17 protein-coding genes are annotated in these 15,226 nt (G+C 69.2%); 4 read left to right on the top strand and 13 right to left on the bottom strand.

The features are described from left to right. Window positions 1–93 precede the first annotated feature (93 nt). Genes pdhA through ABD882_RS00840 form a run of 3 tightly spaced genes read left to right on the top strand, consistent with a single transcriptional unit; the run spans window position 94 to window position 3,763 of the window. A complete protein-coding gene (gene pdhA, locus ABD882_RS00830) occupies window positions 94–1,215 on the top strand; it encodes a pyruvate dehydrogenase (acetyl-transferring) E1 component subunit alpha (RefSeq protein WP_425563306.1) in 1,122 nt (373 codons plus the stop codon). Next, the gene (locus ABD882_RS00835; RefSeq protein ID WP_345183390.1) at window positions 1,212–2,258 is read left to right on the top strand and encodes an alpha-ketoacid dehydrogenase subunit beta; all 1,047 of its coding nucleotides are present in this window, start codon (window positions 1,212–1,214) and stop codon (window positions 2,256–2,258) included. The genes pdhA and ABD882_RS00835 overlap by 4 nt, the downstream gene beginning before the upstream one ends. After that, a complete protein-coding gene (locus ABD882_RS00840; protein ID WP_345183391.1) occupies window positions 2,255–3,763 on the top strand; it encodes a dihydrolipoamide acetyltransferase family protein in 1,509 nt (502 codons plus the stop codon). Before ABD882_RS00835 ends, ABD882_RS00840 begins: the two co-directional genes overlap by 4 nt. A 45-nt stretch (window positions 3,764–3,808) precedes the next feature. Here ABD882_RS00840 and ABD882_RS00845 read toward each other — a convergent pair whose 3' ends face one another. Genes ABD882_RS00845 through ABD882_RS00855 form a run of 3 tightly spaced genes read right to left on the bottom strand, consistent with a single transcriptional unit; the run spans window position 3,809 to window position 6,734 of the window. After that, the gene (locus ABD882_RS00845) at window positions 3,809–5,203 is read right to left on the bottom strand and encodes an amidase (protein ID WP_345183393.1); all 1,395 of its coding nucleotides are present in this window, start codon (window positions 5,201–5,203) and stop codon (window positions 3,809–3,811) included. Then, complete coding sequence (locus tag ABD882_RS00850) at window positions 5,200–5,370, bottom strand: hypothetical protein (protein ID WP_345183395.1); 171 nt, start codon at window positions 5,368–5,370, stop codon at window positions 5,200–5,202. Before ABD882_RS00850 ends, ABD882_RS00845 begins: the two co-directional genes overlap by 4 nt. Further along, entirely contained in the window at window positions 5,367–6,734 is a 1,368-nt protein-coding gene (locus tag ABD882_RS00855) for a hypothetical protein (protein ID WP_345183396.1), read from the bottom strand. Before ABD882_RS00855 ends, ABD882_RS00850 begins: the two co-directional genes overlap by 4 nt. Window positions 6,735–6,814: 80 nt before the next feature. On the opposite strand from ABD882_RS00855, the gene ABD882_RS00860 reads away from it, so the two are divergent. Continuing rightward, complete coding sequence (locus ABD882_RS00860; RefSeq protein WP_345183398.1) at window positions 6,815–7,711, top strand: polysaccharide deacetylase family protein; 897 nt, start codon at window positions 6,815–6,817, stop codon at window positions 7,709–7,711. 19 nt (window positions 7,712–7,730) lie between these two features. Here the strand turns inward: ABD882_RS00860 and ABD882_RS00865 are convergent, their stop codons facing one another. The 10 genes from ABD882_RS00865 to ABD882_RS00910 form a co-directional block, all read right to left on the bottom strand. Further along, complete coding sequence (locus tag ABD882_RS00865) at window positions 7,731–8,453, bottom strand: maleate cis-trans isomerase family protein (RefSeq protein WP_345183400.1); 723 nt, start codon at window positions 8,451–8,453, stop codon at window positions 7,731–7,733. Between the two features lie 19 nt (window positions 8,454–8,472). Beyond that, a complete protein-coding gene (locus ABD882_RS00870) occupies window positions 8,473–9,090 on the bottom strand; it encodes a cupin domain-containing protein (RefSeq protein ID WP_345183401.1) in 618 nt (205 codons plus the stop codon). A gap of 2 nt (window positions 9,091–9,092) precedes the next feature. Beyond that, entirely contained in the window at window positions 9,093–9,857 is a 765-nt protein-coding gene (locus tag ABD882_RS00875) for an aldolase/citrate lyase family protein (RefSeq protein ID WP_345183403.1), read from the bottom strand. Next, on the bottom strand, window positions 9,854–10,264 hold the full coding sequence (locus ABD882_RS00880) for a cupin domain-containing protein (RefSeq protein WP_345183404.1): 411 nt from the start codon (window positions 10,262–10,264) through the stop codon (window positions 9,854–9,856). The genes ABD882_RS00875 and ABD882_RS00880 overlap by 4 nt, the downstream gene beginning before the upstream one ends. Then, the gene (locus tag ABD882_RS00885) at window positions 10,264–11,181 is read right to left on the bottom strand and encodes a polysaccharide deacetylase family protein (RefSeq protein ID WP_345183406.1); all 918 of its coding nucleotides are present in this window, start codon (window positions 11,179–11,181) and stop codon (window positions 10,264–10,266) included. The genes ABD882_RS00880 and ABD882_RS00885 overlap by 1 nt, the downstream gene beginning before the upstream one ends. A gap of 81 nt (window positions 11,182–11,262) precedes the next feature. Then, complete coding sequence (locus ABD882_RS00890; protein ID WP_345183407.1) at window positions 11,263–12,081, bottom strand: MBL fold metallo-hydrolase; 819 nt, start codon at window positions 12,079–12,081, stop codon at window positions 11,263–11,265. Continuing rightward, window positions 12,078–12,782: an MBL fold metallo-hydrolase gene (locus ABD882_RS00895; RefSeq protein WP_345183409.1), complete on the bottom strand. Its 705-nt coding sequence runs from the start codon at window positions 12,780–12,782 to the stop codon at window positions 12,078–12,080. The genes ABD882_RS00890 and ABD882_RS00895 overlap by 4 nt, the downstream gene beginning before the upstream one ends. A gap of 17 nt (window positions 12,783–12,799) precedes the next feature. Continuing rightward, a complete protein-coding gene (locus ABD882_RS00900; RefSeq protein ID WP_345183410.1) occupies window positions 12,800–13,471 on the bottom strand; it encodes a cysteine hydrolase family protein in 672 nt (223 codons plus the stop codon). 44 nt (window positions 13,472–13,515) lie between these two features. Further along, complete coding sequence (locus ABD882_RS00905) at window positions 13,516–14,334, bottom strand: MBL fold metallo-hydrolase (protein ID WP_345183412.1); 819 nt, start codon at window positions 14,332–14,334, stop codon at window positions 13,516–13,518. Between the two features lie 11 nt (window positions 14,335–14,345). Beyond that, a complete protein-coding gene (locus ABD882_RS00910; protein WP_345183414.1) occupies window positions 14,346–15,014 on the bottom strand; it encodes an MBL fold metallo-hydrolase in 669 nt (222 codons plus the stop codon). Window positions 15,015–15,226: the final 212 nt, after the last annotated feature.

Genomic DNA, 15,226 nt, shown 5'->3' on the forward strand with positions numbered 1-15,226 from the left:
GAGCATTCGTCCACATCCCGCTGCATTTTGTTGGATGACTGCGATCTCGCGCGCACACTGGATACATCCCGTTCGGCAAGGAAGGCGGACCCGATGCAGCAGATGACCCCGAGCGATCCGCACGCGCTCCTCCCCCGCGACGCCCCGGTGCGCCTGATCGACGAAGACGGCGGCGCCACGGCCGATGAGGTCTACGCGATGCCCGACGCCGACCTGCTCGGCCGCGCATACCGAGGGCTCGTCGAGGGCCGCCGGATCAACGACCAGGCGAACGCGCTCGTACGTCAGGGCCGGATGGCCGTGTACCCGTCCTCGCACGGGCAGGAGGCCTGCCAGGTCGCCGCGTCCCTCGTGCTCGGCGAACACGACTGGCTGTTCCCCACCTATCGTGACTCGGTGGCCGTGATCGCCCGCGGGGTGTCCCCCGCCGACGCGATGGTGCTCCTCAAGGGCGACTGGCACTCCGGGTACGATCCGCACGAGCACTGCGTGGCGCCGCAGACCACGCCGCTGGCCACGCAGCTGCTGCACGCGGTCGGCTTCGCGCAGGCCGCGAAACATCGTGGCGAGGACACCGTCGTACTGGCGATGTGCGGTGACGGCTCCACCAGCGAGGGCGACTTCCACGAGGCGATGAACTTCGCCGCCGTGTTCCACCTGCGCGTCGTCTTCTTCGTGCAGAACAACGAGTTCGCGATCTCGGTTCCGCTGGCCCGGCAGACCGCCGCCCCCTCGCTCGCGCACAAGGCGATCGGCTACGGCATGCCCGGCCAGCGCGTGGACGGCAACGACGTCGCCGCCCTGCTCGCCGTGCTCGGCGAGGCCGTGGATCGGGCCCGCGACGGCGGCGGTCCGACGCTGATCGAGGCGCATACCTACCGCATGCAGGCGCACACCAACGCCGACGACGACACCCGCTATCGCGAGCGCGCCGAGGTGCAGGCCTGGGCCGCGCGGGATCCCCTGCTGCGTCTGCGCGCGCACCTCACCGCACAGGGCCTCCTCGATGACGCGCGCGAGCAGGAGCTCGCAGACGGCGCCGAGACGATCGCCGCCGCCCTTCGCGACGCCCTCAACACCGACACCGATCTGGACCCCGAAGACCTGTTCCGCTTCGTGCACAGCACCCGCTCGCCGCAGCTCGAGGAGCAGTGGCGGCAGCTGCACGACGAGCTGGAGCGCTCGGGATCCGCGACCGCAGGAGGAGCACGATGACCATCGCCCACGACGATGTCCGCGTCGAGACCCCCACGCCGACCGCCCAGACGATGACGATGGCCGCCGCGCTGAACCGCGCGCTCGCCGACGCGATCGAGTCCGATCCCGACGTCGTCGTGTTCGGCGAGGACGTCGGTGCGCTCGGCGGCGTGTTCCGCATCACCGACGGCCTCACCGAGCGCTACGGCGAGGAGCGCTGCTTCGACACCCCGCTCGCAGAGTCCGGCATCGTCGGCACCGCGGTCGGCATGGCCATGAACGGCATGCGCCCCGTGGTCGAGATGCAGTTCGACGCGTTCGCCCTGCCCGCGTTCGAGCAGGTGGTCAGCCACGTCGCGAAGCTCGGCAACCGCACCCGCGGCGCCCTGCCGATGCCGATGGTGATCCGCATCCCGACCGGCGGCGGCATCGGCGGCGTCGAGCACCACTGCGATTCCTCCGAGGCGTACTACGCCCACACCCCCGGGCTGACCGTCGTGTGCCCGTCGACGCCGCAGGACGCGTATTCGCTGCTGCGCGCCGCGATCGCGTCGCCGGATCCGGTGATCTTCCTGGAGCCGAAGAAGCTGTACTGGTCGAAGGGCGAGGTGGACACCTCGATCGTGGGCGAGATCGGATCCGCCCGGATCGCCCGCGAGGGCACGGACGTGACACTGCTCTCCTACGGCTCCTCCGTGGCCGTGTGCCTCGAAGCCGCCGAGATCGCCGCCGCCGAGGGGCGCAGCGTGCAGGTCGTCGACGTGCGCTCGCTCTCGCCGATCGACGACGCCACGATCACCGCCGCGGTGCGCTCGACCGGCCGCGCCGTGGTCGTCGCCGAGGCGCCGGGCTACGTGAGCGTGGCGAGCGAGATCCAATCCCGGGTCTTCGAGCGCTGCTTCGAGTATCTGGAAGCGCCCGTCCGCAAGGTCACCGGCTTCGACACCCCCTACGCACCGCCGAAGTTCGAGCACTGGTACTTGCCGGACGCGGATCGCGTGCTGGACGCGATCGACACGCTGCACTTCGACGAGGACGACCAGGAGGGGGGCGCACGATGACCACCATCGCGACGCGCGTGTTCCGGCTTCCGGATCTCGGCGAGGGACTCACCGAGGCGGGTCTCGTGCAGTGGCTGGTGCAGGTGGGCGACACGATCCGCACCGATCAGCCGATCGCCGAGGTGGAGACCGCGAAGAGCGTGGTCGAGCTGCCCTCGCCGTTCGCCGGGGTCGTCACGGCCCTGCACGGCGAACCCGGCGAGACGATCGACGTCGGCGCGCCCGTGCTCGAGGTCTCGGATCCGGCGTCCCAGCGGACTCCTGCCTCGGGGGCCGCGGTCGAGAAGGAGGCCTATCGCGCAGAGGAACGCGCAGGATCCGGATCTGGGAACGTGCTCATCGGCTACGGCACCAGCGAGCGCGCAGGATCCGGGCGGCGCCGCGCCCGGCGCGCCGCGGCAGGCTCCCCCGGGGTCGTCGAGCAAGCCGGCCTCGGGGTCGTTGAGCGAGCACCGGCCGAGCCGGAGCGAGACGAAACGCCGCCTCCTCCCGCACTCCGCCCTGTCGCCGTACGCTCCCCCCTCGTGCGCCGCCTGGCCCGCGACCTCGGCGTCGACGTGCGCCGGATCAGCCCGAGCGGCGCCGACGGCGCCGTCACCCGTGCCGACGTCCTCCGCGCCGCGGTCGACCAGGCCGTGGACGGCGTCGCGCTGCACACGCTCACCTCGAAGGAGCGCAGCGACGGGGATCCCGGACCCGCAGGCATCGGGTCTGGCGGGGCTCGCGCAGCGAGCCGGGACCGCGGGTCCGCGATCCCCGTCGCGGAGCCGGCCGAGCGCGACCAGACCGCCGAGACCCTGGACGGCCTCGGCGTCCTGTCCCGCGAGCGGATGTCCCCGCTGCGCAAGGCCGTGAGCGCGAAGCTCAGCCGCAGCAGGGCGGAGATCCCCGAGGCCACGGTGTGGGTCGACGTCGACGTCACGGACCTCTGGACGCTGCGCGCCGCGATGGCGCCGGAGGGCGGCCGCGCGCCGTCGCTCACGGCCCTCGTCGCGCGATTCGTGCTGATCGCTCTCGCCGAGCACCCGCTGCTCGCCTCGCGGCTCAGCGAAGACGCGAGCGGGATCATCTCGTTCGACGGCGTCAACCTCGGGGTCGCGGCCGACACCGCGCGAGGCCTGATGGTGCCGGTGATCCCACGGGCGCACGCGCTCAGCGTCGACGAGCTCGACACGGCGCTGCGCGAGCTCGCGGCGACCGCCCGCGCGGGATCGATGCCGCCGGAACGACTGCGCGGGTCGACCTTCACGCTGAACAACTACGGCGGACTGGGCGTGGACGGATCCGCCGCCATCATCAACCACCCGGACGTCGCGATCCTCGGCATCGGCCGGATGATCGAACGGCCCTGGGTCGTCGACGGCCAGATCGTGGTGCGCAGGATCGCCCAGCTCTCTCTCGTCTTCGACCACCGGGTGTGCGACGGCGGCTATGCCGCCTCCTTCCTGCGCCGGGTGATGGAACTGCTCGAACACCCGGCCCGGGCCTTCGGGCGGGTGCGCTGACCCCCGTACCGGGATACAGCAGGAGGACGGAGCAGGGCGTTCGCGTCAGCGCGGATCGAGCGGCACGCGTGCGCGCCACGGCGCCGCCTGCTCGTAGCGCTCCGCGAGTGCCAGGATCTCGGCGTCGCCGTTCGCCCGACCGAGCAGGTGCATTCCGATCGGACCGGCGGCTACCTCGCCGCAGGCGACGCTGAGTCCGGGCAGACCCGTCAGATTCGCGGCGCACAGCATGCGCAGCGCGCTGCCCAGAGACTCCGCATCGCCGGCACTGGTCAATTCTGCGGCCATGGTCGCCAGCCTCGGTGCACCGTTCGGAAGCGTGGGACTGACGAGCGCCGCGAGGCCTCGTCTCTGCATCAGCTCCTCGATCCGGCATCGCAGGGCGCCACGCAGACGCAGTGCGAGCTCCACGTCGCCGGTTTCTATCAGCGCTCCGGACGCGATCATCACGCGCGTCTCCGGAAGATAGTCGTCCGCGGCTGCACGCAGCCGAAGTCGATGCAGCGTGGCGGCCTCGGACAGCGAGACCACGAGCCCCGCGGTGAGGGCGAGGTCGAGGTCGGACGTGTCCACCTCTACGACCTCGACGCCGGTCCGTTCCAGCACCTCGAGCGCCTCGTCCACCGCGGAGCGCACGGGCGCGGCGACGCCCCAGCGCTCCCACTGGTCGCGGTCCACACCGACGCGAGCTCTCTCCACGCGGGCCGCGGCCCGCACCACTGAGCCGCCGAAATGCTCCCGCAGCACTGTAGGCTCCGCGATCGCGTCCAGCACCAGCGCAGCGCCCCGCACCGAGGCCGCAAGGGGTCCTATCGCGTCCATGGTGCCGCTCACCGTCATCGATCCTGCCCGGGAGACCAGCCCGGCTGAGGGCTTGAGCCCCACGAGCCCGTTGATCGAGGCGGGGTTGCGCACCGATCCACCGGTGTCCGTGCCGAGTGCCGCCGAAACGTCGCCGATCGCGACCGCGACACCTGAGCCGATGCTGGATCCCCCCGCATAGCGCTCGGGATCACGCGGATTGCGGGTCGGGGGCGTGCCCTGCCCGAAAGCGAATTCGTAGGTGACGGTCTTCCCCAGGAGAATGCCGCCCGCGGCGCGGAAGCGGCCGACGGCGACCGCGTCGCGCTGTGCGGGGGCGGCGGCCCTGAACACCGCGGATCCACCACGCGTGGGCATGCCCGCTACGTCGATGACATCCTTCACGCCGATGGGCAGCCCGTCCAGCGGTCCGAGCGCTCGTCCCGCCCGGCGCCTCTCATCGCTGGCCCGCGCGGCGACGAGCGCGGCGTCCGCATCGACGTGCGCCCACGCGCGCGCGCGGCTCTCGGTGAAGCGGATCCGATCCAGTGCGGCACTCACCAGCTGCGTGCTGGTGATGCCGCCATCCGCGAGCGCGGCAGCGGCCTCGGGCACGCCCCAGCGCCAGGGGGCGCTCATCGGCGGACCTCTTCGGCCAGCAGCCGGGCGGCCTCGCGGCGGAACGCGGGCAACTCGGCCCGCAGATCCGCGATCGCGGACGCGATCGCCTCATCGTCTCGCGCCGCGAGCTCCGCGCCGATCAGGGCGCGCACGATCTCCCGGTCCCGCAGGTCCAGCCCGATCATGCCTGCGCGCCTTGCAGGACCCGCCCGTGCCGCACCACGTCCTCGCCGCCGACGAGCACCGCCCGCACCTCGCGCAGGTCGTCCCTCCGGGCGATCACGAGGTCGGCGGGTGCGCCCCGGCGGATCATCGCACCGCCGTCGACGAGTCCGGGGACGAGGGCTGCGGGAACGGAGGTGGCCATCTCGACAGCCTCGGCGAGCGTGCGGTGCCCGGCGTCGATGACATCCTGCACGCCGGCGATGAGGGGATCGTGCCGTCCGTCGTGTCCGTAGTCCGTGGCGATCACGTCGACGAGCCCAGGGCCGGCCATCAGCGCGTCCCAGTGCTCTCTGGTGCGCACGGTCTCGCGCCGCTCGAGCAGATCGAAGACGCTCGCCTCGCCGTACCACCCGGCTTCTCGACCGGCCTCCGCGAGCGCGAGCGCCTCCTCGACGGTGTGCGAGGTGTGGTTGACATGCCCGGCGATCACGGTCGCACCCTGCACCGGCTCGCGCAGCAGCGCGCGAAGCAGTTCAGCGGAGGCGGACGCGGAGTGCACGAGTGCGGGCACGCCGAGTCGGCGCGCCGCCGCGACGCCTTCCCGGATCCCGTCCCTGGCATGACCGACCGAGGGCATCACGGTCGCCACGATGAGAGCCCGCAGCTCCGCCGAGGGGACGTCCCCGAGCCCCACCTCTGCCGCGCGCTCGGCGAATGCCTCCGCGTCGCCGGAACTCTCGTCCATGAAGCGCCCGAGCACGGCCTCCTTCAGGCTCCTGGCCTGCTCCTGCGACAGCACGCGGCCGAAGCGCCGATGGATCGCCGCGGGGAGGTAGACCAGGTCCTGCCCTCCGCCGCCGAGCGTCTGACCGCCGCCGAGCTCGCCGATCGCGACCGCCCCGTCCTCGAGCATGCGCTCGATCGTCAGGGCCCGATGCGCCGGTCCGAGCCCTGCGCCGTCGGCCGCCAGCGCCGCGGCAAGCGCCCCCCGCGTATGCGCCGTCGCGCCGCGCACATGGATCACGTGACGGCGATCGGCCGCACGGATCTCGTCCATCGTGCCGAGCCCGCACGTGCTGAGCACGGTCGTGGTGCCGGAGGCCAGATGGCGGTCGAGGTGGGCCAGCCACCGCTCGTCCGGCAGCGCCGCGGCACCGCTGGGGAACAGCGCGGACGGGCTGACGCCGTGGGCGTGGAGGTTGACGAGCCCGGGGATCAGCGCGCAGTCCGGCACGTCCACGATCCGCCCGGAGAACGGCTGCGCAGAGCTGCGGGCACTCAGCACGTCGAGGATGCGGCCGTTCTCGATGACGACCCCGCCGCCCTCGATCGTCCTGCCCCCGGTCGCCGGGACCACGACCCCTGCTCGGATCAGCGTTCTCATCGTCGTTCCCTCTCGACGCCGGCCTCTTCGCCGGATAGGTTCATCATATCGAAGCGTCTTCACTATAACCAGGAGGATCGATGACCGCCTTCCCCCTCCCCCGCGACCTGCGCGGCTATGGCGAGCACCCTCCGGACGTGCGCTGGCCAGGCGGCGCCCGCATCGCCGTCTCACTTGTGGTGAACATCGAGGACGGTGCCGAGCGGAGCGTCGCGCGCGGCGACGTGGCCGACGACCTGGGTGCTCACTGGCTGCGCCATCGCGCCTTCCCCGGCCAGCGCGACCTCGATCTGGAGTCAGCATTCGAGTACGGCGCGCGCAGCGGGATCTGGCGGGTGCTGCGCACGCTGCGTCGGCACGGCGCGCGAGCCACCGCATTCTGCTGCGCCAGCGCCCTGCAGGCGAATCCGTCGATCGCGCACGCCCTCGTGCGCGACCGGCACGAGATCGCAGATCACGGGCTCGACTGGGATACCCACTCTGCGCTCGCCCCCGAGGTCGAAGCAGATCTCATGCAACGCTCCCGCCGGATCATCGAGGAGATCACCGGCGTTCGGCCGACGACCTGGTATTCGCGCGACGGTCTCACGCTGCACTCGCGCGACGCGATGATCGACGAAGGGTTCCGCTACGACTCGAACAGCTTCGACGACGACCTGCCGCACGACGGCGCCGACGGTCTGCCGCTGCTGGTGATCCCGTATGCGGGCGACACCAACGATTCGGCGCTGCTCTCGCAATATCCCACCGCCGCCTCTTTCTCCTCCTTCCTGTGCAGCGCACTCGAGATGCTCGGCTCCGAAGCAAGGCCCGGACCCGCCGTACTCAGCGTGGGCCTGCATCCCCGCATCATCGGACGACCGGCGTACATCGCCGCTCTGGACACCTTCCTCACCCGCGTCGCGGAGTCAGGGGCGTGGATCGCGACAAGGCAGGAGATCGCCGACGCGTGGCTGAGCGAGACCGCGGGAGGCTGAGCGCTTGACAGCGCACCCCTCAGCCCTGCAGCAGCAGGCCCCACCCAGTGATCGGCCGGGCGGCGCCTGCCAGGCGGAGCAGGTGCCAGAGCGTCGCGGTCGCACTGTCGATCACGGGGATCCCGTACTCGGCCTCGAAGGCCGCCACGCGATAGGCCGAGCGCAGATTGGTCCCGACGCAGACCACCGCGTCGATGTCCTCACGGAACGCCGGACGCATGAGAGCATCGATCCAGTCCGCGCCGACCCGTGCGATCTCTGCATTGGCCAGCTCGACATCGGGAGCCGAGAGCACCGGCATCTCCACGCCGTCCGCGGCATATTGCTGCGCGATCCGCTCAGCGATCGCCGGCGGCCCCGGGAACACCAGGCCGACCCGGCGCACCCCGAGCGCGTCGATCGCCGCGCGCACCGCGAGCGTCGCGGTCGTCGCGGGCGCACCGACCACCCTCTCCAGCTGCGCACACAGGTCACGGTCCCCCGGGAACCCCGTCCATGAGCCGGACGTGCCGTGGAACGCGACCGCGTCAGGCTCCACGTCGGCGAGCAGCGCGGGGGCGTCGCCGAGCACGTCGGCGTCGATCCGGTCACTCAGCGCGGGAGGCAGTCGGAACCGGCTCACGTGGGCGGCGACGTCGTGCTGTCCGTCCAGCATGCGCTGGATCGACGACTCTGCGTTCGAGTTCGACGACGGCGCGAGCACTCCCAGGCGATGGGTCGGCCCGGGTGCAGCAACGGCCATGGAGCCGATCCCCGCCGCCTCAGTGCGCACGGCCGAGGGAGGGAGGCGTGGAGATCGCGAGCATCACGGCGGCGGAGCCCGTGCGGTTGCTCCACCAGTGCGGCAGCGAGGCATCGTAGGTGAGGCTGTCACCCGCCTCCAGCTCGAATTCCTTGCCCGCGACCGTGGCGACCAGCCGTCCAGCGCTGATCAGGACGACCTCTTCGCCTTCGTGCGAGTGCGGTGCCGTCGCTCCATCGAAATGCGCGGGGATCGTCATGTTCACCACGCCCAGCTTGCGGTCGGCATCTGGCACGATCAGCTCCATGATGATTCCCTGGGACGGAATCTCGATGCGTCGGCGGTCGGCGCGATGAACGAGCATCTGTCCTCCGTCGGGATCCGGATCGGCGAACATGCTCGCCAGCGGGAGGCCGAGGGAGTTCGCCAGCCTGAGCAGGGTGGCGAAGGATGGATTGCCAATTCCGCGCTCAATCTGACTGATCAGCCCGGCACTGACGCCGGCGCGTTCGGCGAGCTCTTCAACCGTGAAGCGGCCGGAGCGCTGCTCACGCAGCTGAGAGCCGAGATGTGCGATCCAGAAGTCTCGATCAGGCTTCTCATCGGGGACCAGCTTCGGCGTAGTGGAGGTGGCCACGGTTAGCCCTTCAGTTCGCTTGACGATGCGTCGTTGTATCGAGACGATAGCGCGTCATCGGCATCCCTTATCGCAACGAGAGCTCGCAGCGCGGCGATCTCTTCCCGCTCCCAGTACACGGCGGCCCGGTTCGCGCCGCGTTGATGCACTTCCCCCGCACGCGCGGCAGATGGAGCGGGAAGGCCGATCGGATGCCCGGAAGCAACCACGACGTCGATCACGCGCTGCACCGCGGCGTCCAGCTCCGCTGACCGGCCGCACCGCGCCAGGTCGTCTTGGAGATCGGTCGGACCGATCCACGCGCCCTCGAAGAGCGGATGGGCAGCGAACTGCTCGATCGCATCCACCGCGTCCGCCGTCTCGACGAGCACCGACAGCACAGGCACCTGCACATAGGCGGTGCCATAGCGGGACGCCGGCGACAGCTGACGTGGCCGCTCGCCGATCGGGGGGAACCGGGTCGCACGGTGCGCACGACTCAGCTGCTCGATTCGGCGCACCCGTGGCAGCACCAACTCGTCAGCCCCCGTATTGGCGAAGGCGAGCAGGCAGTCATCATCCAGGGAAGGAACGCGGATGCCGACGCGGACTCCGCTGCCGCGGAGCCGCTGCACGGCATCGGCGCAGGTCGCCACCGTAAGGGCCGTCTGCTCGGCGTCGATGACGACGGAGTCGATGCCCGTGACTTCGAGGAGCCCGAGCAGCGTCGGCGTGGGATCCGCCGTGATGAGCCCGACCTCATTGCGAAGGGGAGTCTGCGCGTTCATTCGTCGGACACGAATTCCCAGTCGGCGGGCTTGCTCATTCCTACGACGAGCTCGACATTCTCCTCGGTGTCGTTGGTGATCCCGTGGCTGGTGCCGCGCGGGATGTAGATGCCGTCGCCCGGCCGGGCGCGGTAGTCCGTCCCGTCGAGGTGGACGATCGGAGTGCCCGAGATGACCACGTAGAACTCCGACGCGTCGGGGTGGTGGTGGCACAGGTGGTGCTGGCCGGGCAAGATCCGGCCGAGGCTGACGTTGAGGTCCTCGGAGCCGCTGAGCTCGCGGGAGATCAAGTTGCAGACTTGCCCCTGGTCCTGCTGGCCCCTGAGCCCGACCTTCGAGAGATCGCTGAAACCGATGTCGTGCGCATTGTGGACGAGACGGCTGAGACCCGCCGGCTGCCTGCCCATCAGCGTGCCCCCTCGAGTTCCAGGGCGGGTTCGGCGGGGGCGTTGTCGAGCCACCAGCGGGCGATCTCCTCACGCGTCGCGAACCAGACGCCTTGCTGCTCCTGCGCGTAGGCGAGGAATCGGCGCACCGCCATGGCGACGCTGGGGCGGCCGCCGATGCGCAGGTGGATGCCGACCGACATCATCTTGGGTGTCTCAGACCCCTCGATGAGCAGGCAGTCCAGGGTGTCGCGGAGCACCGCGAAGTAGTCATCCGGACTGCCGAGGCTCCCGGTGCCCCAGAAGCGCGCGTCGTTCGTGTCCCCGGAATACGGCACGACCAGGTGCGCGCCCTTCTTGGTGCCGACGTAATAGGGCAGATCATCCGAGTAGGAGTTCGAGTCATAAAGGAACCCCTCTTCCGCGAGGACGTCGCGGGTCTCCTCCGTGATGCCCTCGCGCACATACCAGCCGCTCGGTCGCACTCCCGTGGTGGCCTGGATGGAGGCAACGCAACGGCGGATCTCCGAACGCTGCTCGTCGACGGTCATCCCGACCAGCCCTCGCCATCTGTACCCGTGGCCGCAGATCTCGTGCCCGTCGCGCACGATGGCCAGGGCGGCCTCCGGGTTCCGCTCCAGTGCGACACCGCACGCCATCACCGTGGAACGAACACCGAACTCCCGGAACATGCCGAGGTAGCGCCAGATGCCGACGCGACTGCCGTACTCGAAGAAGGACTCCTTCATCAAGCTGCGGCGGCTCGGATCGGCCGACCAGCCGCCGAAGATCGAGATGTCCTCGTCGAACTCGTCGCCCGCTTCGATCGACCTCTCCGCGCCCTCCTCGAAGTTCAGCACAAGCGACACCGCGACGCGCGCGTCGTGGGGCCAGCCCACGACGGGCGGGTGCTCTCCATAGCCGATCAGATCACGCATGGTCGCTGCTCTTTCCTGCCAGACCGGGCGAAAGCATCATCGCGTTCACTCCGGAAGGCTCTTCTTCATTATAGTGAACTATCACAGGCCAAGACCCCTGCCCTGATACACCGTTCGGTGCGCCGCGAGCGAGGTGCGCAGCATCCCGTCGACATCGTCGATCACGTTCCCGTGCGCGGGACCGATGAAGCGCGTCGGATGCTCATCCAAGAGCGATTCGATCGCGGTGAAGGCGTCGCTCACGTCGACGAATTTCGTCCAGTACAGTGCCCGGCCCGTTCCGTACGCCGCCTGCGCGACCGTGGGTGGCTCCGGCATCTCGCCGGACAGGAGCCGGCATTGGCCCGGTCGGTGCACGGGCTCATCCTCTTCCTCATCGGGAGAGGGCACATCGTGGATGAAGGAGAAGCCGTCCGAGACGAACAGCACCCCCGCACCGGAGTCCCACGCCCACGTTGTGTTCTCGAGGTCTCGGATGTGTGCGGGCATCAGCATCAATTCGCGCCCGCCGAGATCGATCGAGCGACCCGGCGGCAGCGCGAGCAACCGGTCCGCGAACTCCGGGAAGTGCAGGTGGTAATCGCGGATCTCGCCGACGACGACCGCCTGGGGATATCGCTGCATCAATGCGGGCAGATTCCCCGCATGCGGAATCTCCGGGTGCGTGGGCACGACGTAGTCCAGCGTCCGTCCCGCCAGCACCTCCTCGACCTGGGCGAGGACCATCTCCCGGTGCGCGGGGTCGCCGGTGTCGATGAGGACCGCGCGCTCGTCGCCGATCACCAGAAAAGCGTTGACGTGGTAATGCACCTCCTCCCCATGCCCGAAGGCCGAGAGGCACCCGCCCAACCAGAAAGCGCCGTCGGCGATCCGGCGGGCGGACTCGAATGCAGCGGTCATGACAGCCCGATCCTCTCGATGGCGGCGGCGAGCGCAGCGGACTGCGCCGCCACCTCCTCGCCCTCGAACGGACGGCCATAGCCGGGGCCGATCAGTGAGATCCGCCTTTCGCCAACCACGGACCGCACGTGTGCCGCGATGTCGCCGGTGTCTGCGCGAGTGAACCAGCGGAACTTCGCCAGCCCGTTCTCCGGCGGACCGTCGCCCTGCGTGAACGCGTCCGAGGTGAGCAGAGTGCCCGTCTCGGGCTCGTACACCCACAGGGTCGGCAGCAGCCTCATCATCGGCGAGATGAGCTCGATGCGCATTCCGGGATGTGGTTCGATCCACTGCGAGGTCCCTGGCTCCACGCTCACGCGCCGGACCTCCGCGCGTGATCGCGGCACGGTGATGCCGCCGGTGTACCAGACAGCGTCGATGGGGAAGCGCGCCTCGATCGCGGGCAGGTTGAGACAGCATTCCATCTCGGTGCGGGTGAGCAGCACTGAGAGCGGGACGCGGCCGTCGTACAACCCCCCCAGCGCGTCGAGGACCTCGCGCTCGTGCACACGGATGCCGGTGTCGACCAGCAGCGCACCGGCATCGCCGATGATGAGGTAGCAGCTGACGAGCTGCGAGGCCCGCACCCCCGGGGGGCACCAGCTCACTTGCTCGTCGAGGTCGATCTCAGCCCCGAGGCGATGCACTGTCATGGTCGACATCGGTGTCTCCGGCCCGCTCAACGAGCGGCGCTCTCCCAGACCGCGATGGCCTCGTCAAGGGAGCAGTGGTCGTGACGGGAGCGCATCACGGTCAGCGCGGCCTCGTGCACCGTCTCGTTGTACGCACCGACGGCATCGTCGAGGAGCACCGCGTAGAAGTCGCTCGAGCCCGCGTCACGCAGCGTCGCCTCGACGCAACCCCCCGTCGAGACGCCGACGATGGCGACCGACTCGATGCCCTGGCTGCGAAGCAGCAGAGCCAGCTCCGTGCCGACGAACGCGCTCTGACGGCGTTTGCGAATGACGATCTCGTCGCCCTCCGGTGAGCAGGACTCGGTGAACTCGGTCAGCGGGTCCCCCTTGGCGCTGAGCCGCCCGAGGTCCGTGGAGCGCCCCTGCCCGACCGTGTACAGAGCACGCAGCCAGGCCGCAGTCGAACTCTTGCCGTCGGGAAGGTTCTCCACGCAGATGTGGAAGACCGGCACGCCGTTCTCGCGCGCGGCCCTGATCGCCCGGGCGCACTGATCCACGATGCGCGGCATCATGCTCATGTCATGGCCCGAGTCGGCGATGGCACCGCCCTTCGAGACGGCACCCTTCTGCATGTCGATGACGACCAGCGCCGTGGTGGCTGGGTCCAGCAGTTCAGCGAAGGTGTCGCGCACCTGCTTGCCACAGATCTCAATCATCTTTTTTTGCTCCTTTCGAATCCGGATCAGGCCCCAGCGGCCGGTCAGTAGCGGTAGGCGCTCTTGTGGCCGGCGCGGATGATCGGCTCCACGGCGCGAACGTTCGTGATGACGTTCCCGTGGGTGGGCGCGACGACCTCGACGCCGAGCTCGTCGACAAGTGCGAGGACCCGGTCGTACACCCGATCTGCATCGTTGTTGAAGCGGGCCCAGTACAGCGCACTTCCCGTGAAGAACGCGGCGTTCTCGACCGCGATCGGCCGTGAGAGCTCGTCTGTGGTGAGGGCGCATTCCCCTGGGAGGTGCAGCGGATCTTCGTCGTCGAGCTCAGGTCGGTGCATGTAGCAGAACCCGTCGGCGGTGAACAGCACCTTCTCACGCAGAGAGAACGCCCACTGCGTGTTGGGAAGGTCTCGGATCATCGCCTCGACCACGAGCACTTCCTGGCCACCGCCGAGATCGATCACATCGCCCGGCTCCCGCGGATGCAGGTTCGGAACGATCTGAGGGTAGAAGAGGTGATAGTCGTGCAGATCCCCGACCACCTGGATGTCCGGGTACTTCTCGACCAGCCGGGGGAGGTTCCCGGTGTGCGGCAGTTCCGGGTGCGTCGGGAAGGCGTACGTCAGCGGCTCGTCACCGAGCAGCTCATCCAGCTTGGCGGAGATCGTCTGCCAGCTCGACGGGTTACCCGTGTCGACGATCATCGAGCTCGTGGAGCCCTTGATGACGTACGCGGAGTTATGCCCGTGGATGACCCTGTCGGCGAGGTGGAAGGGCAGACACGCCCCCATCCAGTGCACGCCGGACCGGATCTCCCGGGGGAACTCCGCGGCCATCGTCTCCGTGATGATGTTCTCCATGTCGATTCCTCCTAGGCGACGTCGTCGGACAAGGCTGCGAGCATGAGCTCGAGATGGCGGCGAACCGTGAGGCGACCACGGATGACAGAACCCCGCGAAGGTGCGATCACCTCGGGGTCGAGCCGGTCGAAGGTCTCTGCCAGCCAATCGCGCAGCGGGCGCTTCGTCGCACGCGGAAGCCATTCATATTTCGCGAAGAGGTGCGCGGCGACATGTTCCGCCGTGTAGTCGCCTTCGTTCGCGTCATCGATGAAGCGATAGCCGTCCGGCCGATCCATCACCCCGTGCGTGAAGGTGTCCGACGTGAACAGCGCGCCGGTCTTCGCATCCCAACCCCAGAACGTGGGCAGCAACCGCAACAGCGGAGACTGCACGTCGAGAACGCGACCAGGGGCCACTTCGATGCTCATGGAGCGCTCGAGCGCATCACCCTCGACTGTGCGGGTGCCGTCGATCTGCTGACGACGCCCACGCAGGGCGAACCTGCTTACGTCATCGAAGGCATCGAAGGGGTTGATCACACCGCCGGTGAACAGCCGGAGGATGTCGAATCGATGAGCGATGGACTCGAGGTTCGACACACAGTCCATTTCGGGACGAGTGAAGAAGACCGATACTTCCCCGCCCTCCCCGATCCGCTCGGCGAGACCGTCGAGGACCAGATCGCGGTGCACCGCCATGCCGGAGTCGATGAGCAGATGCGAGGTGCCCTCGGTGAGGAGATAGCAGTTGGACATCTGATAGCCGGTCGAGCCGCGAGGGACCCAGCTCACGTTGTCGCCGAGCTCGTATGCCCCTCCCAGGACGACCAGCTCGTTGGAAAGCGTATTGAACATATCTTCAATCTATTGAACTCATCGGGCGGTGTCAACTTCCTTCCGCCGATCGGCGC

The organism is Microbacterium panaciterrae, from assembly GCF_039541635.1.
GTDB lineage: Bacteria > Actinomycetota > Actinomycetes > Actinomycetales > Microbacteriaceae > Microbacterium > Microbacterium panaciterrae.